20 protein-coding genes and 4 pseudogenes are annotated in these 24,378 nt (G+C 40.8%); 8 read left to right on the forward strand and 16 right to left on the reverse strand.

Annotation, left to right across the window (positions count from 1 at the left end):
* The coding region (locus FC37_RS02665; protein WP_156400651.1) for a YSIRK-type signal peptide-containing protein at positions 1 to 1,789 on the reverse strand (1,789 nt) is incomplete at its 3' end.
* 295 nt (positions 1,790 to 2,084) lie between these two features.
* Between FC37_RS02665 and FC37_RS02670 the strand changes: the two are divergent.
* Positions 2,085 to 2,946: pseudogene (locus tag FC37_RS02670) on the forward strand (IS30 family transposase).
* 227 nt (positions 2,947 to 3,173) lie between these two features.
* Here FC37_RS02670 and FC37_RS09985 read toward each other — a convergent pair.
* From FC37_RS09985 to FC37_RS02685, 3 genes and pseudogenes are all read right to left on the reverse strand, one after another.
* Positions 3,174 to 3,764 (reverse strand): annotated as a pseudogene (locus tag FC37_RS09985) (IS66 family transposase); the annotation flags it as partial.
* Between the two features lie 177 nt (positions 3,765 to 3,941).
* Positions 3,942 to 4,541: an SHOCT domain-containing protein gene (locus FC37_RS02680; protein ID WP_025006311.1), complete on the reverse strand. Its 600-nt coding sequence runs from the start codon at positions 4,539 to 4,541 to the stop codon at positions 3,942 to 3,944.
* Between the two features lie 72 nt (positions 4,542 to 4,613).
* A complete protein-coding gene (locus FC37_RS02685; RefSeq protein WP_025006312.1) occupies positions 4,614 to 5,411 on the reverse strand; it encodes a TIGR02452 family protein in 798 nt (265 codons plus the stop codon).
* 93 nt (positions 5,412 to 5,504) lie between these two features.
* On the opposite strand from FC37_RS02685, the gene FC37_RS02690 reads away from it, so the two are divergent.
* Positions 5,505 to 5,720: a hypothetical protein gene (locus FC37_RS02690; protein WP_025006313.1), complete on the forward strand. Its 216-nt coding sequence runs from the start codon at positions 5,505 to 5,507 to the stop codon at positions 5,718 to 5,720.
* A gap of 32 nt (positions 5,721 to 5,752) precedes the next feature.
* Here the strand turns inward: FC37_RS02690 and FC37_RS02695 are convergent, their stop codons facing one another.
* Together FC37_RS02695 and FC37_RS02700 are read right to left on the reverse strand one after the other, a co-directional pair.
* On the reverse strand, positions 5,753 to 6,136 hold the full coding sequence (locus tag FC37_RS02695; RefSeq protein ID WP_025006314.1) for a type II TA system antitoxin MqsA family protein: 384 nt from the start codon (positions 6,134 to 6,136) through the stop codon (positions 5,753 to 5,755).
* Between the two features lie 26 nt (positions 6,137 to 6,162).
* Positions 6,163 to 6,708, reverse strand: a complete 546-nt coding sequence (locus FC37_RS02700) for a hypothetical protein (protein WP_056945462.1) — start codon at positions 6,706 to 6,708, stop codon at positions 6,163 to 6,165.
* 185 nt (positions 6,709 to 6,893) lie between these two features.
* Here FC37_RS02700 and FC37_RS02705 point away from each other — a divergent pair, with 185 nt between their 5' ends.
* Positions 6,894 to 9,275 (forward strand): Xaa-Pro dipeptidyl-peptidase, encoded by a 2,382-nt coding sequence (locus tag FC37_RS02705; protein ID WP_056945463.1) that lies wholly within the window; start codon positions 6,894 to 6,896, stop codon positions 9,273 to 9,275.
* A 52-nt stretch (positions 9,276 to 9,327) separates the two neighbouring features.
* On the opposite strand, the gene msrB is transcribed toward FC37_RS02705, so the two are convergent.
* The 9 genes from msrB to FC37_RS02750 form a co-directional block, all read right to left on the reverse strand.
* Positions 9,328 to 9,753: a peptide-methionine (R)-S-oxide reductase MsrB gene (gene msrB, locus FC37_RS02710; RefSeq protein ID WP_035434561.1), complete on the reverse strand. Its 426-nt coding sequence runs from the start codon at positions 9,751 to 9,753 to the stop codon at positions 9,328 to 9,330.
* Positions 9,746 to 10,027: a hypothetical protein gene (locus FC37_RS02715; protein WP_056945464.1), complete on the reverse strand. Its 282-nt coding sequence runs from the start codon at positions 10,025 to 10,027 to the stop codon at positions 9,746 to 9,748. The genes msrB and FC37_RS02715 overlap by 8 nt, the downstream gene beginning before the upstream one ends.
* A gap of 113 nt (positions 10,028 to 10,140) precedes the next feature.
* A complete protein-coding gene (locus FC37_RS02720) occupies positions 10,141 to 11,004 on the reverse strand; it encodes a GRP family sugar transporter (protein WP_025006318.1) in 864 nt (287 codons plus the stop codon).
* A 135-nt stretch (positions 11,005 to 11,139) separates the two neighbouring features.
* Entirely contained in the window at positions 11,140 to 14,328 is a 3,189-nt protein-coding gene (carB, locus tag FC37_RS02725; protein ID WP_025006319.1) for a carbamoyl-phosphate synthase large subunit, read from the reverse strand.
* Complete coding sequence (locus tag FC37_RS02730) at positions 14,321 to 15,412, reverse strand: carbamoyl phosphate synthase small subunit (protein WP_025006320.1); 1,092 nt, start codon at positions 15,410 to 15,412, stop codon at positions 14,321 to 14,323. Before FC37_RS02730 ends, carB begins: the two co-directional genes overlap by 8 nt.
* A gap of 6 nt (positions 15,413 to 15,418) precedes the next feature.
* Entirely contained in the window at positions 15,419 to 16,696 is a 1,278-nt protein-coding gene (locus FC37_RS02735; protein ID WP_025006321.1) for a dihydroorotase, read from the reverse strand.
* Positions 16,696 to 17,652, reverse strand: a complete 957-nt coding sequence (locus FC37_RS02740) for an aspartate carbamoyltransferase catalytic subunit (protein WP_056945465.1) — start codon at positions 17,650 to 17,652, stop codon at positions 16,696 to 16,698. Before FC37_RS02740 ends, FC37_RS02735 begins: the two co-directional genes overlap by 1 nt.
* Before the next feature lie 144 nt (positions 17,653 to 17,796).
* A complete protein-coding gene (pyrR, locus tag FC37_RS02745) occupies positions 17,797 to 18,339 on the reverse strand; it encodes a bifunctional pyr operon transcriptional regulator/uracil phosphoribosyltransferase PyrR (RefSeq protein ID WP_025006322.1) in 543 nt (180 codons plus the stop codon).
* A gap of 174 nt (positions 18,340 to 18,513) precedes the next feature.
* Positions 18,514 to 19,437, reverse strand: a complete 924-nt coding sequence (locus FC37_RS02750; RefSeq protein WP_025006323.1) for a dihydroorotate dehydrogenase — start codon at positions 19,435 to 19,437, stop codon at positions 18,514 to 18,516.
* Positions 19,438 to 19,689: 252 nt separating this feature from the next.
* Between FC37_RS02750 and pyrF the strand changes: the two genes are divergently transcribed.
* The 3 genes and pseudogenes from pyrF to FC37_RS02770 all read left to right on the forward strand — a co-directional run bounded on the left by pyrF (position 19,690) and on the right by FC37_RS02770 (position 22,250).
* Positions 19,690 to 20,397 (forward strand): orotidine-5'-phosphate decarboxylase, encoded by a 708-nt coding sequence (gene pyrF / locus FC37_RS02755; protein WP_025006324.1) that lies wholly within the window; start codon positions 19,690 to 19,692, stop codon positions 20,395 to 20,397.
* Between the two features lies 1 nt (position 20,398).
* Positions 20,399 to 21,037 (forward strand): orotate phosphoribosyltransferase, encoded by a 639-nt coding sequence (gene pyrE, locus FC37_RS02760; protein ID WP_056945466.1) that lies wholly within the window; start codon positions 20,399 to 20,401, stop codon positions 21,035 to 21,037.
* 414 nt (positions 21,038 to 21,451) lie between these two features.
* Positions 21,452 to 22,250, forward strand: a pseudogene (locus FC37_RS02770) (transposase).
* 75 nt (positions 22,251 to 22,325) lie between these two features.
* On the opposite strand, the gene FC37_RS02775 reads toward FC37_RS02770, so the two are convergent.
* A complete protein-coding gene (locus tag FC37_RS02775) occupies positions 22,326 to 22,619 on the reverse strand; it encodes a hypothetical protein (protein ID WP_025006488.1) in 294 nt (97 codons plus the stop codon).
* 211 nt (positions 22,620 to 22,830) lie between these two features.
* Here FC37_RS02775 and FC37_RS02780 point away from each other — a divergent pair.
* Both FC37_RS02780 and sdaAA read left to right on the forward strand, forming a co-directional pair.
* A pseudogene (locus FC37_RS02780) lies at positions 22,831 to 23,493 on the forward strand (serine dehydratase beta chain).
* A gap of 13 nt (positions 23,494 to 23,506) precedes the next feature.
* Positions 23,507 to 24,378, forward strand: an 872-nt coding sequence (gene sdaAA, locus FC37_RS02785) for an L-serine ammonia-lyase, iron-sulfur-dependent, subunit alpha (RefSeq protein WP_056945467.1), incomplete at its 3' end; no start/stop codon positions are given.

A 24,378-nucleotide genomic window follows, 5' to 3' on the forward strand; every position in this document is an offset into this window, starting at 1 on the left:
GCTTGTCACTACCAAGTGTCTTCTTTTCAGTGTCATCAATGTAGGTAATCGTAGCTGTTTGGTCATTAGCAGTGTAGACAACTGGAGTATCTTCACCTGGATCATTTGGAATGAAGCCATCTGGACCTACAGGTATAATACCATTAATCTTTGGTGTATATCCTTCGTATTGAGGAATAACAACCTTTCCAGCTTTAGTCGGGTCAGTCGGGTTATTAGGATATTGGGTTGGTGTGTGCCCCATGAATGGCTTATGATCCTCACCAACAAGGACAGTATCCCCTAACTTTTTATATACATACCTAATATCAATTGTCTGTGGAACGTAAATACTTCTCAAGTGGATACCGCCCACGCCTGAATCTATGATAGTATCTCCAGGTTTAATAGTCATCGGTGACCTGGCTCTTCTGTAGTAGCCTAGTAGGTCTTGATAATATATCTGAACAGACATATCACCGTCATTGTCGATTTGCGTATATTCAGCAATGTAGCCATTGTGATAATTCAATTCATACTTGCTGCCAATATTACCATAAGGTGACATTGTTCCCTGAGCATTAGACGGTGCTTTAGCATAATAACCATCGATGACTTTCGTACCAGCAGTTGTATACTTTTGGCCGTCTAAGCCTGATTGGACAACCGGTTCGATCTTTTCCCCGTTTTTATCAATGATGTCGTTACCGCTTTCATCGTGATATGAGGTTACTTGCTTATTCAGCCGCGGAACAATAAAACTGAGGGAAGCATATGGGTGATCACTCTTGCCACCTGAAACCTCATATTTTTTTGTCAATTCTATCCAAGAATTTGAGCCGGCACTAATCAGTCCGGCGTATTCGTCGTTAAAGTATGTGGCTCCCGTCAGTTGGGACGTGCGGCTTTGACTTTTATTCAAATCAAATGAATTGAGGACTTTGTTGCTCTGATCCAATTCAAAGACGTGAATTTGGCCATTCCCATTCCTATTAGTTGAAATTACAGTTTGGTAGTGGTAGTCATCATTATCTGCATCTGTCAGGTCAGCCCAGAAGAATGAATAATGTTCCGAATCTGGATCGCGATACATTTCACTGGGATATTCTGGATCCGTTACTGAAAAACCAGGAACGGCTGTAGTGTCTGCATTTGCTTTCGCCAACTTCGTTTTATTCTCACTGATAGAGTCAGCCAGACTTGACATAACCATCTTCTTGGTGACCGTTGCCGCAGTATACGTCTTAGAGGCTTGGCTTACGTCAAGGGTAGTTGATTCGTTCTTGGCGCCTTCCGTCGCAGCATCAGAGCTGTTTGCTTCAGGATTTGCCGAATCCTTCTTTGCTTTAGTAGTGGCGTCAATGGCTGCACCGGCATTTGCAGAACCATTCGTTTGACCTTCAGTCGCTGCAGCAGAAGCTTGACCAGCAGTTGAAGCTTGTTCTTCAGCATTGGCGCTGTCGCCTTCTTGTGCTTGCTTGTTTTCAGCCTGATTTACATCAGCCACTGCTGCTTGAGATTTCCCGTTCTGCTTTTCAGCACTTGCTACGGAAGCTTGGCTAGTTGACTCGGCAGTCTGAGCTTGCGTTTGATCCTTATGCGTCTCTGATGGATCTAACTTATCCTCAACTTTTCCGGCAACAGTTGTGTCGTTAATCGTATCAGCATGCGCTACAGAGCCATTAGCACCCATCCACAACGTGGTTGAAAGCAGAACTGACGCTACACCAACGGACAGCTTTCTCAAGCTGTAGTGTGGTGTTCGATCAGCACTGTCAACGAACATCTTATTCTTCTTTCTTAACATCATTCGCTTGAAACTTTCCTTTCTAAGAATATAACTGAGTTAATACTCAAATACATGATTTAAAGAAAAGCAAGAATAATTAATATTGGTTAAATAATTAATATTATTTATTAATTTTGACAAGCCAAAGTTAATATTTTGCTTGACTCAGTCTAGCACTCGCCGATTGTGAAATCAAGTTGAACACTGTTCCGATCTAGTGAAAATAAGTCGTTTTTACTGGATCAGAGCACAAAAAATCCATTTCAACCTTCTGGTAGAATATGAATTACCACAAAACATTTCTAGAGAGGTTAAAATGGATTGTTCCTATTCTAACACTAAACCACACCAAAAGGGAAAGCACCTTTCGAAGGATGACCGAATTACAATTCAAATGATGCATTCCATTAGCTGCTCAAATCGTGCCATTGCTAGAGAGCTTAACTGCTCGCCAAGTACAATCGTGTATGATCAAAAGAGGTACTGTATCCCTTTATACTGACAATGTGAAACGATACAAATGTCGAGGGGCAAATGACTTATAAGCGCCATAGACGCGAATGCGGCCGTAAGAGCTTGTTTCTTCGTCGAAGCAAGTTCATCAACTATGCTTTTGTTCGTGCAAACAAGCGCATTCTAGGCAGAAACATCGATGAACGCAGTCCTAGAATCGATAACCGTAAGGACTTTGGATACTGGGAATACGACCTGGTTCTTGGGCACAAGACCAAAGATGATGATGTGTTGCTTACTCTGTGTGAACGGAAGACACGTCGCTTCTTCATGATCAAGATTGAAGATAAGACTTCAACTAGCGTCATGAAGGCATTTGACAATGCTTTGCGAGTTCTATGGACCCAAATGGAACAGAATCTTTAAGTCTATCACAACCGACAACGGTTCCGAGTTCGCGGATCTATCAAATCTTGAGCAAGTCTCCTAGACGCTTGTGTACTATGCTCATCCTTATACATCCCTGTGATAAAGGTAGCGTAGAAGGCCGCATCGAGCTTATCAGACGCTATATCCCTAAGGGAGATCGCATGGATAAATGCAGCGCGGAAGACATTGCTAAGATCGAAGTATGGTGCAGCTCTCTTCCTCGAAAGATCTTAAACTACAAGACTCCAGAAGAGTGCTTTGACGTAGAGCTTGACCATATTTATCGGCGCAGATAGTCAAAATCTACCAGATATTATTAGTAAGTATTCAATTTATTATTGCAATCGGCGCTAATTTTCTTTTTCCTTTTGTGCTGCAATTTTCGTTACACCAATTGCAATCACAAAAGAGTAGGTTTATACATAAAAATGGTAGCATCAAAACAATGTAAGCGCCCAATAGCACAGTATATTAAAATCCCATCCTAGCAATGCTAAGTTGGGATTTATCAGTTTATAGGACTTTACTTACAGTGGAGCTGAACATTTTCAGACCATAGTAAATAGGCTTCCAGACGTTGATTATCTAATAAGGACGGCTCATTGGGCAACTTGTCTAGAAGATAGTTGATATATTTGAATTGATCCAAGCCATTTTGCTTGGCAGTTTCGAGTATGCTCATAATGATGGCCATGGCTTTGGCGCCAGTGCTGCTCTGTGAAAAGAGCCAATTCTTGCGTCCCATGACGATCTCTTTGACTGCTTGCTCTGTTGTTGGACAGTTCAAGTCGACCATCTTTCAGAATATTCATGAACTTGTCCGTATGGTTTAAGCAGTACTGGAAGGCTACCCCCAGCTTGCCTGAAGGCAGCACGGAGACTGATTTCTTGTAGCACCAGTCGGAAAACTTCTTAAGCAGAGGCTTTAACTCAGACTGACGCTTCTTGTATCTTTCTTCAGCCGAAAGGCCCTTCCAGGAGCGCTCAAGGCTAAACATTTGATCACAGTAGTGGATATCACTTGTCTGGCAACTGAAGTCGCGTCGGACTCTCTGGCCTTGTCTTTAGGCAAGGAGTCAAAGAACTTTCGCCTTGCATGAGCCATACAGCCAACATACTTAGACGAGATTCTCAATTGAATAGTGAAACTGCCAGTTTTGCTTACGACATCATGTGTCCAAGAGCCCTACGGCATTAGCTTCATCTCCACTTTACATAGTAAAAGAAAAAGTGTTGAACGACTACTCTGTCGAGTAATCATCCAACACTAGATTAGTATGTTTCGTTTACTCTAAATTTTTAAAATTTGCTTTTTCTTAGCTTGGAATTCTTCTTCAGTCAAAATCCCTTGATCAAGCAAATCTTTTAGCTTCTTGATCTGCTCTACTTGCTCATCAAGATTATCATTATTTTGCGACCATTTCTTGATTGCTGCTGTCAAAAGTGCTGCTGTTGTTTTATTAAGTAAGCTAATGTTAACTTGTTCATTATTTACTATTAATGTTAATTCTTCAGATATAATCTGCTGCTGCAAAAGCACGCTCATAATCTCTGTTAACGGGATCACACGGCTATTTTCACTAGGATGTTTTTTGCTCAAAATAATCAAATTTTGATTAGTACATGTCAGCATTACATCTTCGCCCTGATCAGTAATTCCGAGTGCTGCATACTCGATTCTTTCATGATCACTCAGTAGATTGCTAAGCGGTGCTAAATCCTTGCTGTTAAACCAAATGTCATAAACTTTAGCATTAATCAGTTGTTGTTTAAGTTCAGTGGGCAAATCTAGTTTTTTAATCTTAGCAATAACTTGTTGGCTGCGCTGGTCGGCCAAAAACGCTTGATTCGCTCTTCTTTGTTTTTTACTAAATAAATCAAAAAGTCCCATAGATATTTTCCTTAGTACATAAATATTTACCTATATTATGAACTAAATTTACCTAAAAAACATCTATCTAACTCATTCGAAAACTTTCTTAAATTCATTCACTGCGCGATTTTGTCGCCGCTCATCTGGGATCACTGCATAAACGACCGTTGAAATACTAGTTGGCTGCTCAAACGTCTTTTGCCACATCTTGGCAACTTCGTCTGGCTTAAAGCCGAAAACGCCAGCACCCCATGCACCGAGGATCAACACATCGACTTGCTGATCTTCGGCTATTCTTTTGACAAAATTCATGCGACTAAGCATTGCACTGTCGGCATCGCTGTAGAACTTCATCTGCTCTTCTGGCTCACGCAAAGTGCGACGACCAGCAGTCTTATTAGGTGCAGCACAAGTGATCACACCGCTTTGAGCATCCCCATCCCAAATAATATCTGGCGAATAAAGTCCGCGGTTCACATACAAGCCGCGATTTCTATGCTGTTTATTCCAAGCATAAAAATCAATCTGACTGGCAATAACTGGATAAAGGTCTGATTGCGTACAAATCGCCTCTTCTTGCGCCATTGCACCATTTAAGAAACCACCACCAGGATTAATATATGAAGCAAAATTCAACGCAGCAACTTTTTGCTGCGGATAATTCTTGCAGGCCTTAATCACGGCCTGATTAGTAGCAAGCGGCCAGACAATTTGCGTAGCTTTTTTAGTAAATTGATCAGCTTCTTTATCTGCAAAAGCATCAATACTATAAACCTTGGTACCTTTAATTGAAGCTTGAATTTGTCGCTGATACTTTTGCTCAACCATCGCTTCGTGCTTGCGAGCCACGTTACGGTAATACTCACTTTTAGAGTTATAATCTGCCATCAGTTTTCCTTTCTAAAATATATCGTAATTTGAACATTTGTTTGATATAATTTTAATAAAAACCTAGCACAAATACAAACAAGAGGAATAAGAATGAGAACTCTAAATATTATCGGTATCAGCATTTATCTGATTATTGCAGTCGTTCTGGCGGTCAGACGTATTCAGCTCACCCAGGCATTTCACCAAAATAAAATTAAGGAAGAAAATTACGATCGTCTAACTAAGCGAAATACGATTGAATTAATCGTAGTCGTTGTTCTAGCATTGCTTTACGTTTATACGCCATTTAAGATTTTTATTTTTTAACAAAAAAGCCACCGAAAAAGGTGGCTTTCTTGTTACATTTCATTCTTTTGACTATCTTCGATAAATTCCTTCATTACTTTATCGTCTTTGATCAAAATCTTAAGCAAACGATTGTTGCTAACATTAGGTATTGCCCCAGTTTCATACAATGCAACAGTCGAAGGACTCCAACCTAAGACCTTGGCAAATTTACGTTGGCTCAAGTTCCATTTTTTTCGTAAATTTTTCATTTTTTCAGATGATACCACACCATAAATCTTACGAAATTTCTCTAGCGCTAGCTTTGCGGCCTGATCATCCAATTCTAAATCAGGAATTACTTTATGCGTTTGATCATCAAAACGTGCGGGTGCAGTAATCTCGATCTCATGCCCACGGATATCATAAGTGTTTGTGTAATTGGCAATGTTCGACACAATCGCCGACTCCATTCATTAAAAAGTTACTTAAATTCAACGTACTTCGCATTAAGCAACAAATTTTTACGACCCAACTTAATTTCCACGTAACTACGCTTGCCCATCTTAAACAAACGATTTACATGATACTTAACACCTGGCTTAGCTTTGCGTGAATTCTTAACCAACTTCCCCTTTTTATTAATCGTGACAAATCTTATTGACTTCTTGCCACGCAAAACTGCAGTCCTCTTAGCTTCCGCAATTGAATATTGTGTTTCTGCCTTAACCAAATTTTGATCAGCTTTAATTTTATCTGCTTTTGCCTTATCAAATGCGCTATCGTCTCGATCAAGCACGGCTTTAGGCACTTTAGGGTTTATAGCATTGTCTTGCTTCAATGCCTTAGCTTTTCTAAATGCGTTTTTTGTTTTTTTATCAGCTGCTCTGGCCTTATCTAATTTCTTCAAAGCCGTTTGTGCACCAGTGCTGGCCTTAACTTCAGTAGTCTTTACGCTAAAAATTCCGCTACTAACCGCCGTCGCGACCAACAATGCAGCCGTAGTCTTCTTAAAAGTCTCTTTCTTCATTAATTCCAATTCCTTTCATTATGTTTTCCTATTTTTATATTAGTACTCTTTCTTCAAATTAAAAATAAAAGTGTTCTGATACTTATATAAAAGAACTCTAAAATTAACTTGATCTCGTCTTTTTTGATTGCGCTGTCACCTTAAACAGGTAAACTATAATTAATAAGAAAAAAGGAGCGAAATAAATGAAATACAATCAATATGCCTACGTCAAAACTGGCTTCAACCAACAAGTCAAAGAATTAATCGACATCAACTTCCTGCCTAGAAACTACGAAGATTGGTCATTCAGTGACCTACTCGCAAAACTTGTTAAAAATGCAATTGCTGAAGCAAAAAATGATGCTGCAAAAACTGCCAAGCTCAACGAATTTGCTGTTTCGGATCATGAAACTTTAACAGATTTCTTAAAAGAAAAGCCTGAATCCATCGGTACCGAACAATTCTACAACGTTGCTTTGCAATTGCTTGGCTACCACGTTCACTACGATTACCAATTTGATGACCCAACTGGTTTTATGCAAAAGAATGCCTTGCCCTTTGTCCAAGACATCAGCGACACCAACAAATTGATCTCAGCCTTCTACCGTTTACTCAATACTCGTAGTAAGAACGGTCAAATCTTGCTTGATGTAATGGCTGGTAAAGGTTACTTCACTCAATTCTGGGGCCAAAACGAATTCAAGTTCTTCAACGGTAAATCCATTCCTGTCTTTGACACCAATAAGGTAATCCGCGAAGTCGTTTACGTAGAAACTGACCTTGACACCGATCACGACGGCAAGAGCGACTTGATTCAAGTTACTGTTTTCCGTCCTGCCGAAACTAACAAAGGCTTGAAAGTACCAGCTCTTTACACTGCATCCCCATACTTCGGTGGAATTATCGCCAATGAAAAGCGCAACCACAACGTCGACGAAAACTTGTCCGATGCAAGTACTTGGAACGACCCACAATATGAACACTCTCCAATCGTTAAGGCTGAAAAGCCAGATGGTTCAAGCCGTCCAGCCACAGAAGAAGCAGTTCACAAGTCATCTTACCCATTAAACGAATATATGCTTGCTCGTGGTTTTGCTAGCGTCTTTGCTGGTGCCATCGGTACGCGCGGCAGTGACGGTGTCAGAATTACCGGTGCACCTGAAGAAACTGAATCAGCTGCAGCTGTCATTGAATGGCTGCATGGCGATCGTATTGCCTACACTGACCGCACCAGAACTGTTCAAACTAAGGCTGACTGGTGCAACGGCAACATCGGTATGACTGGTCGTTCATACCTTGGTACTTTGCAAATTGCCATTGCTACTACTGGCGTCAAGGGTCTGAAGACTGTTGTTTCTGAAGCTGCTATTTCATCATGGTACGACTACTACCGTGAACACGGTTTGGTTATTGCTCCTGAGGCTTGCCAAGGTGAAGACCTCGACCTTTTGGCTGAAACTTGTCAATCTAACTTGTGGGATGCTGGTTCATACCTTAAGATCAAGCCAGAATACGACAAGATGCAAAAGGAATTACTTGAAAAAGAAGACCGTAAAACTGGTCAATATTCTGACTTCTGGGAAGCAAGAAATTACCGTCATCACGCAGATGGCATCAAGTGCTCATGGATTTCAGTTCATGGTTTAAACGACTGGAACGTTAAGCCAAAGAACGTCTACAAGATTTGGCAACTCGTTTCTAAGATGCCAATGAAGCACCACCTCTTCTTGCACCAAGGTCCGCACTATAACATGAACAACTTCGTTTCCATTGACTTTACTGACTTGATGAACCTCTGGTTTGTTCATGAACTCCTTGGCGTAGAAAACAATGCCTACAATCAATGGCCAACAGTCATGATTCAAGATAACCTGCAAGCTGATAAGTGGCATGAAGAAAAAGACTGGAGCGATGAATTAGGTCAAGAAAAGATCTACTATCCAACAGATGACCATGAACTTTACCAAGATGGTAACGGCAAGGCAAAGATGAGCTTCACTGATGTTGGTGGCACTGAATTTAAGAAATCTGGTATCTCAGAAAGCGACTGGCAATACAAGTTTATCTGTGGCGATGAAAAATGGGCTAAACCAAGCCTACGTTTTGAAACAGACGAATTTATTCATCCTACTACGATCGTGGGTCGCCCAGAAGTCAAAGTTAGAGTCTCTGGTAGCCTTCCAAAGGGTGAAATCTCCGTTGCTTTAGTTGAACTTGGTGAAAGACAACGATTAACTGCTACTCCTAAGTTCTTAATGCGCGGCGGACAAGAATTAGGCTACCGTTTTGGTACTGATACCTTGCAAGAATTTGTTCCAGACAAGAAGACCAAGGCTAAGTTAATCACTAAGGCTCACATGAATTTACAAAACTTTAAGGATATGAAGAAACCTGAAGCAATCGATGCCGATAAGTTTTATGACTTAGACTTCTTGCTTCAACCTACCTACTACACTATCCCATCTGGTAGCAAGCTTGCTTTGATTATTTATTCCACTGATCAGGGCATGACTAAGCGTCCACTTGAAGATGAGACCTACACAATTGATTTAGCTAATACCGAGATTAAGTTTTACGAAAAATAATTAATAGTAAAGAAAGAGACAGATATTCATGTTTGAATACCTGTCTTTTTTATTATTCAAATAATTTTTTATATTCTCCGTATCCTGCCTGATCAAGCTTATCATATGGAATGAATTTTAACGCAGCCGAATTAATGCAGTAACGCAAGCCGCCCTTGTCAACTGGTCCATCAGTAAAGACATGGCCCAAATGTGAATCAGCTTCGGGGCTTTTCACTTCTGTTCGCTCCATTCCATGAGATTGATCACGATGATATGTCAATTTCTTAATCGGTTTAGTAAAGCTAGGCCAGCCGCACCCTGCATCATATTTATCTTCACTAGAGAAAAGCGGCTCACCGGACACCACATCAACGTAGATTCCTTTGTCATAAAAATCATCATATTTTCCTGTAAAAGGGTACTCGGTCGCAGCTTTTTGGGTAACGTTGTATTCTTCTTCGCTTAACTTTTTTAACGCTTCTTCTTTATTAAACATGTTCCGTTCCTCCTGGAAAGAAATTATCGATTTTCTTTTCATAGATATCGAAACGATATCTAGTCAAAAATTCATTAGCAGGATCATAGATTCTTACTTGCAGCATTTCATCTTTGCCATTCATATGTACTTCTTTATTTGGCATATCTAAAAATGGCTTAAAGGCGGCAATCACATTTTGATATGAACTATAAACATGGACGTTTTGTTCAATTACCTCACCATTTTTAGCATATCGCCGTGCACAGATTACATATACAACGTTGTCATTCATAGAAGAGGCTCCTAACTTTTACTTTTCTTGTTTCTTACTATTTTAATTCATTTGCTTACTAAGTAGATAAAAAAAGCAACAGATATCTAAATTAGACATCTGTTGCCAATTTGTTAAAATACTGAAGTTAAAACAGCACCAGCTACAATTAATACCAAACCAATTGCAGTATAGATGTAACCCTTCCTGGTCTTTTGTTCATGTAAGAAGATAATACCACCAAGAGTTGAAATAACCACGCAAAGTTGTGACATAACGAAAGCTAAGTTAACACCGTTCATCTTTACTGAAACGATATATGCAAGTGCAGCTACGGCATAAATCAAACCTGCAGGAATAACTTGGTAGCTTTCCTTTTCTTTAACAACGTCAACTTTCTTAGTTGCAAGTAAGTAAATCACAGTGGTGATCAACATACCAATGGTTTCACCGAAGAAAATCATGGTGTTATCACCCTTCAAAGCCTTAGGAATTGAGCTTGATGTGATGTAACCCAAAGTAGTCAAAACCAAAACAATCATAGTAGTTGTTTGGTTCTTCTTGCCACCTTCGGCAGTACCCTTATCAGTCAATGAAGTACATGCAACACCGATGATCAAGGCCAAAATACCTAAGAAACCAAAGATCTTAGATTGAGTACTTGCCCATTCACCGAAGATTAATACTCCGACAAGTGGTACACCAATTAATTGCAAACCGGTTGAAATTGGCATTGTTTCAGAAACACCAACTTTAGAATAACTGTAATACTGTCCGACCTGACCAATTACCCAGGCAGCTCCAGCAAGCATTGCTAACATAAATGTAGTGCCATCAAAAGTTGGACGTTTAATGAGAGTCATTACAGCACCAAAGATAAATGCACCGAGCACAGTACCTAAAATTTGGTGGTAAATGTTACTCTTCTTGACCCCAGCAACGAACATCGGCATAAGTCCCCAGCCGATTGCTGGAATGAATAGAAATAAATAACTCATTATTTTTCTCCCCTATATTTGTAAAAAAGTTACAAGGAGCATTGTATCAATGAAAGCGGATACGTTGCAAACGAAAAATAAGTGCGAGTTAAAAAAGATGATCTTTCGATCATCTTTTTTACTTCTTATTTACCTTTAATCCAAACTCTTAGTCGCAAATGATATATTTTCTAGCGATTTAAGCAAGGCATCCGCAGTGTCCAAAGCTGTTAATAACGGAACGTTTTGTTGGATTGCCATTTGTCTAATAATGAAGCCATCTGAATTCTTTTCAATATCATGTCCCATCGTATTGATCACTAAATCAATTTGACCATCGCGTAATTCGTTCAGGATGTTATCGTCAGCATGTTCATCATCATGTACTTTCGTCACGAGTTCTACGTGCAAGTCGTTCTTTTTAAGGAAGTTGGCTGTACCCTTAGTTGCAAAGATTCTGTAACCAATTCGTGCAAAGCGCTTCGCAATTGGCAAAATCTTTTCTTTATCTCTATCTTCAATAGTAAGAAGAACATTGCCATTCTCAGGTAATTGCATCTTAGCACCCGCAAATGCCTTGTATAATGCCTTGGCAAAAGTATGATCACTACCCATTACTTCACCAGTTGATTTCATTTCTGGTCCCAAGTATGAGTCAACATCAGCTAACTTACTAAAGCTGAAGACTGGTGCCTTAACTGAGATCATATCCGGTTCTGGTGCCAAGCCATCACTGTAGCCTTGTTCAGCCAAGGTTTCACCCATAATTACATGCGTAGCAACTTGAGCCATTTCAATACCAGTAATCTTACTCAAGAATGGAACAGTTCTACTTGCTCGCGGATTTACCTCAATTACATAGACATCCCCATCGCGCACAATAAACTGGATGTTCATAATTCCCTTACAGTTCAGAGTCAAAGCCAATTTTCTAGTTACGTCGGTAATCTTTTCCTTAACTTCTTCAGTGAAGGTTTGTGGTGGGTAAACTGCCATTGAGTCACCTGAGTGAACACCAGCGTGTTCGATGTGTTCCATAATACCTGGTAAAAGCACATCCTTACCGTCACAGATCGCATCAACATCACATTCACGACCATCCAAGTAGTCATCGACCAAGATCGGGTGATCAGCCGCAATATCTACGTGGTCTTGCAAGTATTCTTCAAGTTCATCCTTGCTGTAGACAATTTCCATTGCCTTACCACCCAAGACATAACTTGGACGAACCAAAACTGGGTAGCCTAATTTTTCTGCAGCTTCGATAACGCCTTCGTGAGTAGTTGCAGTTAAACCCTTTGGTTGGTTAAGCTTCAAGTCCTTGATGATTTCATCGAATAACTCACGGTCTTCTGCACGGTTAACGTCCTTAACCTCGGTACCCAAGATCTTAACGCCATGCTTTTCAAGACCAGCTGCCAAGTTGATTGAAGTTTGACCACCGAATTGAACGATTGTACCTACTGGCTTTTCCAAGTCACAGACGTTCAAAACATCTTCAAGAGTCAATGGTTCAAAGTAAAGCTTGTCAGAGACTGAGAAGTCAGTTGAAACAGTTTCAGGGTTTGAGTTAATAACAATAGCTTCATAACCCATCTTTTGTAAAGCCTTAACACAGTGAACAGTTGCGTAGTCAAATTCTACACCTTGACCGATTCTGATTGGGCCTGAACCAATTACGACAACTGATTTCTTACCTGACTTATGTGATTCGTTTTCTGCATCATAAGTTGAGTAGAAGTATGGGGTCTTTGATTCAAATTCTGCGGCACAGGTATCAACCATCTTGTAGACTGGAATGATGCCGTTAGCTTTTCTGAAGTTTCTTACATCATCTGCGGTTTCGCCCCACAAGTTGGCAATGGTTGGATCGCTGAAGCCGTATTTCTTAGCAAGGCGCAGTGTATCTACATCGTCTTTGTTTTCTTGCAAAGTCTTTTCCATTTCGACCATGTGCTTTACGATATCCAAGAAGTAGAAGTTAATCTTAGTTAATTCATGCACATCTTCCAATGTATAGCCACGTCTGAATGCTTCAGCTAAGTAGAATAAACGGTCGTCTTGTGCTTTTACTAGTTTTTGTTCAAGCTTATCATCACTAGCTACATGAGCTTCTTCAGAGTAAAGATCCTTTTCATCGATTTCAAGAGATCTAACAGCCTTTTGCATAGCTTCTTCTGCGGTTCTACCGATGGCCATAACTTCACCGGTAGCCTTCATTTGAGTACCTAAAACTCTGTCAGCCTTAGGGAACTTATCGAATGGCCAGCGAGGGATCTTGCAGACAACGTAATCAAGAGCTGGTTCAAATTCGGCATAAGTAGTACCAGTTATAGGGTTCTTGATTTCGTCCAAAGTCATACCAACGGCAATCTTGGCAGCCATCTTAGCAATTGGATAACCAGTAGCCTTTGAAGCCAAGGCGCTTGATCTAGAAACTCTTGGATTAACTTCGATAACGTCATAGTTAAAGCTTTTAGGATCAAGGGCAAGCTGTACGTTACATCCCCCTTCAATCTTAAGCGCACGAATCAAACGGAGTGAACAATCACGAAGCATTTGGTATTCCTTGTCTGACAAGGTTTGACTTGGTGAGAAGACAATTGAGTCACCGGTGTGAATACCAACTGGATCGAAGTTTTCCATACAGCAGACGATCATCGCATTGTCATCGTGGTCACGCATTACTTCAAATTCGATTTCCTTGTAACCAGCAATGGATTTTTCAATCAAACATTCAGTTACTGGTGAAAGTTCCAAACCGTTCTTTGCAATTTCAGCTAATTCTTCACGGTTGTGACAAATACCACCACCAGTACCACCCATTGTGAAGGCAGGACGTACAATGATTGGGTAGCCAATTTCGTCACCAAATGCCAAAGCATCTTTAACTGTATTAACAGTCTTTGATGGTGGCACAGGTTCGCCTAACTTCTTACATAATTCCTTGAACTTCTCACGGTCTTCAGCTTGTTCAATTGAATCAAGCTTAGTACCCAAAAGTTCAATGTGAAGTTCATCCAAGATACCAGTTTTTGCAAGAGCCAATGCCATATTTAAACCTACTTGACCACCCAAGGTTGGCAAAATAGCATCTGGGTATTCTTGACGAATGATTCTTGAAATTGATTCAACAGTCAAAGGTTCAATGTAGACTTTGTCAGCGATTGTCGTATCAGTCATGATAGTTGCTGGGTTGGAGTTAACCAAAACAACTTCGTAACCTTCTTCGCGAAGAGCCAAACAAGCCTGAGTACCAGAATAGTCAAATTCTGCGGCCTGACCAATAATAATTGGACCAGAACCAATCACCATAATCTTATGAATATCTTTTCTCTTAGGCATGACGCTCTTCTTCCTTTCTTTGGTCAATCATTGACATAAAGTCATCAAATAGTGAAACCTCATCGTGTGGTCCTGGAGTTGCATCTGGGTGGAACTGTACTGAAAATGCTGGATACTTTTTGTGGCGAAGACCTTCAACAGTACCGTCGTTTACTTCAACGTGAGTAATCATTAAGTTGTCTTTATCAACTGAGTCAGCATCTACAGCATAGCCGTGGTTTTGTGAAGTAAAGCCGATGTTGCCCGTAGCAATTTCACGAACTGGGTGGTTGAAACCACGGTGACCGAACTTCATCTTGTAGGTCTTAGCACCGTTGGCTAAAGCAAAGACTTGGTGTCCCATACAAATACCCATCAATGGCACATATTTTTCTACTTCACGAACCATGTTTGTAGCACCATTTGCGGCCATTTCTTCTGGGTCACCAGGGCCGTTTGAAAGAAGAACACCATCTGGATGAAGGTTTAAGACTTCTTCAGCAGTTGCAGTATATGGCAAGACGATACAGTTACAGTCACGTTCGGCAAGTTCACGTAAAATACTGTGCTTGATACCAAAGTCGATCACTACGATGTTGCGCTTTGAACCTGGAACCGGATATGGACTCTTAGTTGATACGCGGCTGATTATGCCTTGAGTTACATTTTCAGTTTGTAAAATCTTGGTGATCTTTTCTACATCTTCCTTAGAATCTACAATCTTACCTCTTAAAGTACCGTGAACACGGAGCTTTTTAACTAAAGCACGTGTATCGATGCCTTGAATACCTGGGATATCCAAGTGCTCTAAGAATTTAGGCAAAGTAGTTTGCATTCTCCAGTTATCTGGGTGACGTGCTACTTGGTGGCAAATCACGCCCTTGATCTTTGGTTCAAGTGATTCATAGTCGGCTAAAGTAATCCCGTAGTTACCAATCAATGGGTTAGTGAAAACCAAAATTTGGTCTGCATAACTTTGATCAGTAATTGCTTCTTGATAGCCGGTCATCCCTGTTGTGAATACAACTTCACCGGTTGTTTCACGATCGGCGCCAAAGCCTTCACCGGCATAAACACTACCGTCTTCTAAAATTAAATAGCGCATTGACATTTACTCTGCTCCCTCCTGGTAGACAACTTTACCGTCAACCATTGTCATCACAGTTGAGCCATAAACCTTGTGGCCGGTAAATGGAGTGTTAACTCCCTTAGACTTGAAGTCTGCTTCCTTGATTTCTTTTTCATGTTCCAAATCAAAGATTGCGATATCAGCTGGCTTGCCTGGTTCAAGAACGCCGGCGTCTTTAAGACCAAAGGTCTTAGCTGGTTTATCGCTAAGCCATGACAATAATTGTTCGAGAGTAAAGACTTTTTCGTTCTTTACAAACTTAGTATATAGCGTACTGAAGGCAGTTTCACTACCTGTGATACCAAAAGCCGCACCTTTCATTCCGCCTTGCTTTTCTTTCTTAGCATGGGGCGCATGGTCAGTAGCAATCAGATCAATTGTGCCATCAAGAAGTCCTACTAAAAGTGCTGCTTGATCTTCCTTAGTTCTTAGTGGTGGGTTCATCTTGAAGTAGCCGTTGTCTTTTGGAATATCTTCACCGGTTAAAAGAATGTGGTGAGGAGCAACTTCACAAGTAACATTGATTCCGCGAGCCTTTGCCATGCGGACAAGTTCAACGCTAGTCTTAGTTGAAACGTGGCAGATGTGGTAGTGAACGCCAGTCTTTTGAGCCAAGAGCAAGTCACGAGCAATCTGCGTGGTTTCAGCAAGTTCAGTGACAGGTGGTAAGTTCAATCTTTCTGCAGTCTTACCTGCGTTAACGGTACCGTGATTAAAGAGTGAATCGTCTTGTGCGTGGGTCGCAACGATCAAGTTATTTTCCTTAGCTTTTTGCATAGCCAAGTACATGGTTTGAGCTGTTTGTACACCGTGGCCATCGTTACTCAAAGCAAAGGCACCAGCTTTTTTCAAGGCTGCATAGTCAGGAATGACATCGGTTGTCTCATCATCGGTGATTGGACCATATTGGAAAATGTGAACTACGCCTTTTTCCTTGTTTTCCTCAACCATTTTCTCCATTAATTCTGGAGTGTTAGGCACAGGAGTTACGTTAGGCATAGCACCTACTGTGGTAAAGCCGCCGCGGGCAGCTGCTTCACTACCTGTTCTAATATCTTCCTTATATGTTTGACCAGGATCACGGTAGTGAACGTGGACATCAACTAAACCTGGGCTAACCAACTTGCCTTTGGTATCAATTACTTTATCGCCTGTTAAATCAGTACCGATTGCCTTAATTTTGTCATTTTCAATTAAAACGTCTGCTTTAACTAAGTGACCATTTTGATAAACGGTACCGTTCTTAATTACTGTTGTCATTATTCGAGACCTCCGAGCTTTCTTCCGCGTAATACTGCTTCAATCATGGCCATTCTCATAAATACACCATTTTGCATTTGACGGACAAACATGCACTTGTCGCTTTCTACCAAGTCACCGCTAAGTTCAACGTCGTGGTTGATTGGACCTGGATGCATGATGATTGTGTCAGGCTTTAATTCGTTGTAGCGTTTATGGTTGATGCCGTATTTTTCATGGTAAGCTTTAGCATCAAATTTCTTTTCATTAGGATCACCTGCGTGACGTTCATGTTGTACTCTTAAAAGCATCATGACATCCATGTCAGGGATTAATTTATCTAATTCTTCATACTTACCGTATTTATCAAATTTTTTGTCGTACCAGTAGCTTGGACCTGAGAAGTAAACTTCTGCACCTAATCTAGTAAGAAGTTCCATGTTACTCTTAGCCACTCTTGAGTTAGTGATGTCGCCGACGATGGCTACCTTCAAGCCCTTAAAGTGGCCGAAGTGTTCGTGAATAGTCATCATGTCGAGCATACATTGACTTGGGTGTTGGCCGCTGCCATCACCTGCGTTGATCACACCGATGTTTAAGTGTTGGTGTTCTTTCAAGTTGATCAAATCGTTGTAGTATTCATTTTGTGAGTGGCGGATCACTTCAAGATCGACGCCCAAAGCGTTCATGATTAATGAAGTGTCGTATAAAGTTTCACCTTTGTTAACAGATGAGTGAGCTGGATCAAATGGGATAACTGTTAAGCCCAATTTTCTTTCAGCCATTTCAAAACTCGTATGCGTTCTGCTTGAGTCTTCGAAAAACATGTTGGTTACGTAAACCGGCTTAGTTAAGCGAGGTGTTGCGCCACCCTTTTTGAAGTATTCAGCTCGTTTGATTAAAGCTTCAACTTCATCGACATGCAAATTTTCAACACTAACAAAATGTGGTAAACTGACAAGATTTAAATTTTCCATTTTCTATTCTTTCTATCAAAAAAGCCTGAAGCATTTAATTGCTCCAGGCTTTTTCTTCGCACTTTTGTATACGAAAAACTAAGCAACCCTTCTGGCCCTCTCTGGAGTCAATTAAATGGTTGAATTATTTACTTTTTCTATTTTTTATTTTGGCAAAGCCTTCAATTCAACTGAATCTTTGCCGTCCTTTTCAACTACATTAACAGCGACTTGTTCGTCGGCAGAAGTTGGAATGTTTTTACCAACAAAGTCGGCACGGATTGGCAATTCACGGTGACCACGGTCAACCAAAACTGCCACTCTGATCGAACTTGGTCGACCAACGTGCATCAAAGCATCCATCGCAGCTCTAATTGTTCTACCAGTGTAAATAACATCGTCGATCAAGACAACGTGCTTGTCATCGATGTTAACACCAACTTGATCAGAGTTAACAACTGGATCTTGCTTTAAGGATGCATCATGACGATCATCACGGTAAAGGGTGATGTCAAGTTGACCAACTGGAACATCAACACCTTCAAGTTTTTGAATTCTGTCATGGATGCGGTTAGCCAAGTAAACGCCACGCGTCTTAATTCCAACTAATACTAAATCATCGGTACCCTTATTTTGTTCGATGATTTCGTAAGTAATACGCGTAAGCGCACGCTTCATTGCAAGTGCATCCCAAATTTCTTTTGCCAATTTAATAGCCTCCTAATTTTTGCCCATTAAAAGAGCTCCCATTCTTCTCTGAGACTAGGAGCTTTCTGTAAAGTCGAAACTTAATTTAAGCCTGCCTTGCTAGCCTCACGGGACTAATTTTAAAGGACATTCATTGCTTTAAAGTTACTGTAAATGACAGCGTTTGTCAAGGGATTAATTAAGTTTAACTTGTCCAACTAAATCATTGATATCATCGACGCCTAATTCTTCAAGTTCTGCAGGTAAACTATCAGCGATATGCTTGGATGCGATGCTGTCGTGGAAGTGTGCAGTACCTACTGCTACGGCACTTGCACCGGCAAGCATGAATTTAACGACGTCTTCAGCTGAGCTAATTCCACCCATACCAATGATTGGTAAATCGACTGCTTGGTGAACCCGCGCAATCATGCGAAGAGCAACCGGTCTCACAGCTTCACCTGACAAACCGCCCATGTTGTGACCAAGGACTGGCTTTCTAGTTTTCACATCGATTTCCATGCCAAGCAAAGTGTTGATCATGGAAATACCATCTGCACCGCCCTTTTCGGCAGCTTTTGCGATAGTAACGACATCAGTTACGTTTGGCGTTAATTTGACGTAGATTGGAACGTTAACCACGTTTTTGATTTTTTTGGTTAATTCTTCAACTACGTCGGGATGCACACCAAAACTCATGCCGCCGCGATCAACGTTAGGGCAAGAAACGTTGATCTCTAGTGCGTTGACTAATCCTGAATCAGATAACTTCTTTGCAACTTCAACATAGTCATCTTCACTGTCGCCACCCACACTAGCCATAATTGGCAAGTCTGGATATTGCTTTCTAAGCGGTGTTAATTTTTCACTAATTACTGCGTCAACACCAGGATTAGTTAAACCAACTGAGTTAAGTACCCCATCGTCTAAAACAGCGATCTGAGGTTGCGGATTACCTGTTGTTGCGTGTGGCGTGGTTGTCTTAATTACCATTGCACCTAAGTCATTCAAATCGAACTTCTTAGCTGCTGGCACATCGCCAAAACCAAAGGTACCACTTGCTGGCATCACCGGGTTCTTCAAATTTAATCCTGGTAACTTTACGCGTGTATTTGTCATAATTTTCCTCCAAAAATGAATGCTCACGGACATTCGCTTATTTTTTAGAACAGATTGTACACGCCTTTTTTGATTTTTAAAAGTCTAAAATTTTATTTGTATTTTATTTTCGATGGTGTTAAACTTCGTTTTGATCAAACTTTAAACGGTACAGAGAGACCGCAAGTTCAAAATATTGACTTAAATTATCTGGGGAAAGTCTATACCTGGTGTCTCTCTGCGCCACGTATAGACTTTTTTTGTGGAGGAAAAATGACTAGACCTGTTATCGTTGCCCTCGATTTGGACAATGAAGAAAAATTACACGAAATTTTGTCAAAACTAGGCAAACCGGAAAACGTATTTATCAAAGTTGGCATGGAATTGTTCTATAATGCCGGCATTGATGTAGTTAAAAAATTAGCTGATCAAGGCTACAAGATCTTCTTAGACCTTAAGATGCATGACATTCCAAACACTGTTTATAACGGTGCAAAGGCTTTGGCAAAACTCGGCATCACCTTTACTACGGTTCACGCACTTGGTGGCAGCCAAATGATCAAGGCCGCTAAAGATGGTTTAATTGCAGGAACACCTGCTGGTCACAGCGTACCAGAACTTTTAGCCGTAACTGAATTGACTTCAATTTCAGACGAAGTTTTAGCTCACGAACAAAACTGTTCTTTACCAATGGATAAACAAGTACTCAGCCTTGCAAAGATGGCTAAAAATTCTGGTGCTGATGGTGTTATCTGCTCACCACTTGAAGTAAAAGAATTGCACGAAGCAATCGGTGATGACTTCCTGTACGTCACTCCTGGTATTCGTCCAAAGGGCAACGCCAAGGATGACCAATCAAGGGTCGCAACACCAGCCGATGCCAAGGCATGGGGTTCAAGCGCAATCGTCGTTGGCCGCCCTATCACTTTAGCCAGTGATCCAGAAGCTGCTTATGAAGCAATCAAGAAGGAGTTTAATTAAAATGCATAAAGATCAAATTATTTCTCAACTTATCCAAGAAAAAATCATCACTATCTCACCTGACAAGCCATTTACTTATGCTAGTGGGATGCTTTCACCAATCTACACTGACTTGCGTTTGACTGTATCTTACCCAGAATTACGCGACATGATTGCCAGCGACTTAGCCAACTTGATTGCCAAGGAATTCCCTGAAGCAACCATTATCGGTGGTGTTGCAACTGCCGGCATCCCTCACGCAGCTTGGGTTGCTGACAAGTTACACCTTCCAATGATTTATGTTCGTCCAAAGCCAAAGGATCACGGTAAGGGTCGTCAAATTGAAGGTCGTTTCTCAAAGGATGATAAGATTGTTTTAATCGACGACTTGATCACTACTGGTGGTTCAGTTTTGAACGCTGTTAAGGCAACTGAAAAAGACGGTGGCAACGTAATCGGCGTATCTTCAATCTTCACCTACTACTTGCCAGACGCAAAAGAAAACTTTGCCAAGAGCGGCGTTAAATATGCTCCACTTCTTTCTTACCCAGAACTTCTTAAGAAGGAAAATGAATCAGGCCATATCTCAAGCAAACAATACAATGTCTTGAGGACCTGGCACGAAGATCCATGGGCATGGGGCAAGAAATTTGAAAAGTAATAAATAATTACCCGTTGCTAACCAGACATCAATGAAATAACCGCTAAACAGCCAGAGAGTTATCCAGCGAGTAATCTCATGATTAAGCTTGCTAGGATTTTTACGCTTAAATTGAACATAAAAATTTAAACCAATGACTAAGCATAAGAATACTAACTGAAAAATATTACCTGCAGTGTGTCCTCGCTTAGGAATCATTTCTAAAATTGTTACGATTAGTGCAAAAATCATTTGCACGTTAAAGATCTGTTGCCAGCGTTTGCGCGGCAAAATCACCTCATTCATATTTTCCCCTCCAATTCATGATTTTTAATTATATTACGCGTGGTGCTAGTTAAATCGTTTTAGTTAATAAAAAAGTCCAATCGGACTAGACTCAAGTTGTAGTATCAAAAAGAAAAGAGTCTGATCTGATTGAACTGCCTTAAGCTTAAGCGTTTTAGCCACCCTAAGACAAGTTAGTTTTAAAGATTTAGTGATAATTTGTCGGCACTGGTATCGTTTGTATGCACCGGCTGAGTTTACTCATCGGCGAAATATTGATCAAATTAAAACTACGGACAGTCTGATTTTGGCTTTACTTATCTGGCAAGCTAAGACAGGAATTGAATCACAAAGAAGATTCTGTGAATGTTTCAATTGTTTATCACACTCACGTTTTAATCGGCGTTCACGTCAGCTATTGCAATTGATTTATCAGATACGGCAAGAAATGAATAAAAAGGTTGACCTGAATGGACAATTCTTGATCATTGACAGCTTTCCGGTACCTGTTTGCCGACCAATTCGAAACTATCGTGCTAAAATTTTTCGCGGTTATGCCAACATTGGTTATAAGGCCACCAAGAAAATTTACTTCTATGGTTTCAAAGTTCATGATGCCAGGGAGACAGTTGAACTGATGGAAAATACCCATCCATCTAATTACTATCTTCTTGGCGACGAAGGCTATTTAGGCAAAGAACTGCATCAACAGCTAAAACAAATGGGTTACGAACTTTGGACACCATATCCTAAAAATATGACAGGAGCTAAAAAGCACAATGATCATCAATTGATGGCTATTCGCAGAACAATTGAAAGCGACTTTTCGCTTCTGACCTATTACAATGCCGAGAACAATCGAGCACGTAGTCTGATAGGCTTTCAAAGCCGGTTGGAAATTGCAATTTTAGCTTATAATTTGGCTTATTGTCTAGAACGATTTAACTAGCACCACGCGTATTTACTACTATATTAATGATACAATTCTTATCAACTAATAACCGACTTTATGGGTTACTTTTTATTAAAATAAGCTAGTCATGTATTCGCTTACCGCACGCTGTTGCATTTCTTGCCAATTATTAAATTTCGTCTCTTTTTTGACAAAATCGTCGATTACTTTGTCATCAATCTTTTCGATCTCTTGGAAGTCCTTCAAGCCAAGTTCTCTTACAAACACATCAATCGTAGCAAAGCTGGTATTCTTTTGCATGAACATTGGACTGAACAAGTCTTGATAAGATACTGCTTGCTGGTCGCCGCGTTCTTCAGCAACCTTCTCTAAATTTTGCTTCAATTTGTCTTTTTCGTCAGTCATAATTTATCCTTCTCTAAAAACGATCTTTATTATGCTACTAAATTATACTGAAAATGTATAAGAATAAAAAATTTTTATTTCAGTTAGATTTCAGCAATTACGATTACTCTATTTCTCAAAAGATTGAAAATCATCGCAATCTTCACTTATCAATTTCCCATTATCAGTTATAATGAGAAACGAAAATTATAATACATTAGGGGATATTACAATGGGGAATCGTTACAAGAGCGTCTTTGACATCATCGGACCTGTCATGGTCGGACCGTCAAGCTCACACACTGCCGGTGCCGTAGCCATTGGCCATGAAGGAAACCGCTTGTTCGGCGGCGTACCTAAAAAAGTTACTGTTCATTATTATGGCTCTTTTGCGCAAACGCACCGCGGACATGGTACTGACTATGCCATCGCTGCAGGAATCTTGGGCTTTACTACAGAGGATTTGCGTGTGCCGCGAGCACCTGAGATTGCGCGCCAACGCGGAATCGATATTCGCTTTGTTGAAGAATAAGGCTAAAGCCCCATCGGCCACCCTAACACTGCGATTTTGGACATGTCAGATGGTGAAAAGAAGGCCCAATTATCAGGCTGCTCTATCGGTGGCGGTGCCATCGAAGTGCGCGAGATCGTCTTACACAGCATCAACATCAAGCCAGCTGGTTCTCTACCAATCGTGATCTTAGTTGATTTTGAGAGAAAACTTAATCACGAGAGATCCTTATCTGACTTTTTGAAACTCAAGGCCCCTTTTAAGGAAAAAAGAATCTACAAGTCGCACGCTTGTTACATCTATGAGTACGATATCCAAAATTACTTCAAACCAGCCTTAACTAGTGAATTACGGAGGAAATATCCTCACATCATTTGTTTATAGATAGGAAGAAATCATGTACAACCACATTAAAGAAATTGTTGCAGACTCCGAAAAAACAGGCAAACCTATCTCTAAATTGATCATTGAGCAAGAATGCAAAATGTCAGGTCAACCTCGTGAGAAGATCTGGAATAAGATGAAATATAATTTACAGACTATGCGCGATGCGGTTAAAAAAGGTCGCGGCGGTAATGGTGTGTTTTCTAGCACCGGCTTAACTGGCGGTGAGGCCGTGAAGATCAAGAAATATATTGAGAAAGGCCACACCCTTTCTGGCGACACGATCATGACTGCCGTACAGAATGCTGTTGCAACTAACGAAGTTAATGCGGCAATGGGTGTCATTTGTGCTACGCCAACAGCTGGCTCCTCTGGTATCTTGCCTGGTGTCTTGTTTTTATTAGAAAAACGACTCAACTTAACTGAGGAGCAAATGATTCGCTTTCTTTTTACTGCTGGTGGATTCGGCCTTGTTATTGCCAATAACGCAGAAATTGCCGGCGCAACCGGTGGCTGCCAAGCCGAAGTTGGTAGTGCATCTGCCATGGGCGCCGCTGCTGCAGTTGAGGCAGCTAGTGGCAGTGCTGAGCAGAGCGCACAAGCAATGTCGATTGCAATGTCTAACTTGCTCGGTCTAGTCTGCGACCCAATCGCTGGCTTGGTTGAAGTTCCTTGCGTTAAGAGGAATGCAATCGGTGCAGGCAATGCTTTAATTTCGGCAGACATGGCGCTTGCGGGATGCACCAGTGTAATTCCGGCCGACGAATGTATCGACGCCATGAAAAAAGTTGGTCATCAAATGCCAGCATCCCTCCGCGAAACCGGAATCGGCGGCTTAGCTGGCACTCCAACCGGCCAAGCAATCAAAGCTAAAATTTTTGGCAA

The organism is Lactobacillus gallinarum DSM 10532 = JCM 2011, from assembly GCF_001434975.1.
Classification (GTDB): domain Bacteria; phylum Bacillota; class Bacilli; order Lactobacillales; family Lactobacillaceae; genus Lactobacillus; species Lactobacillus gallinarum.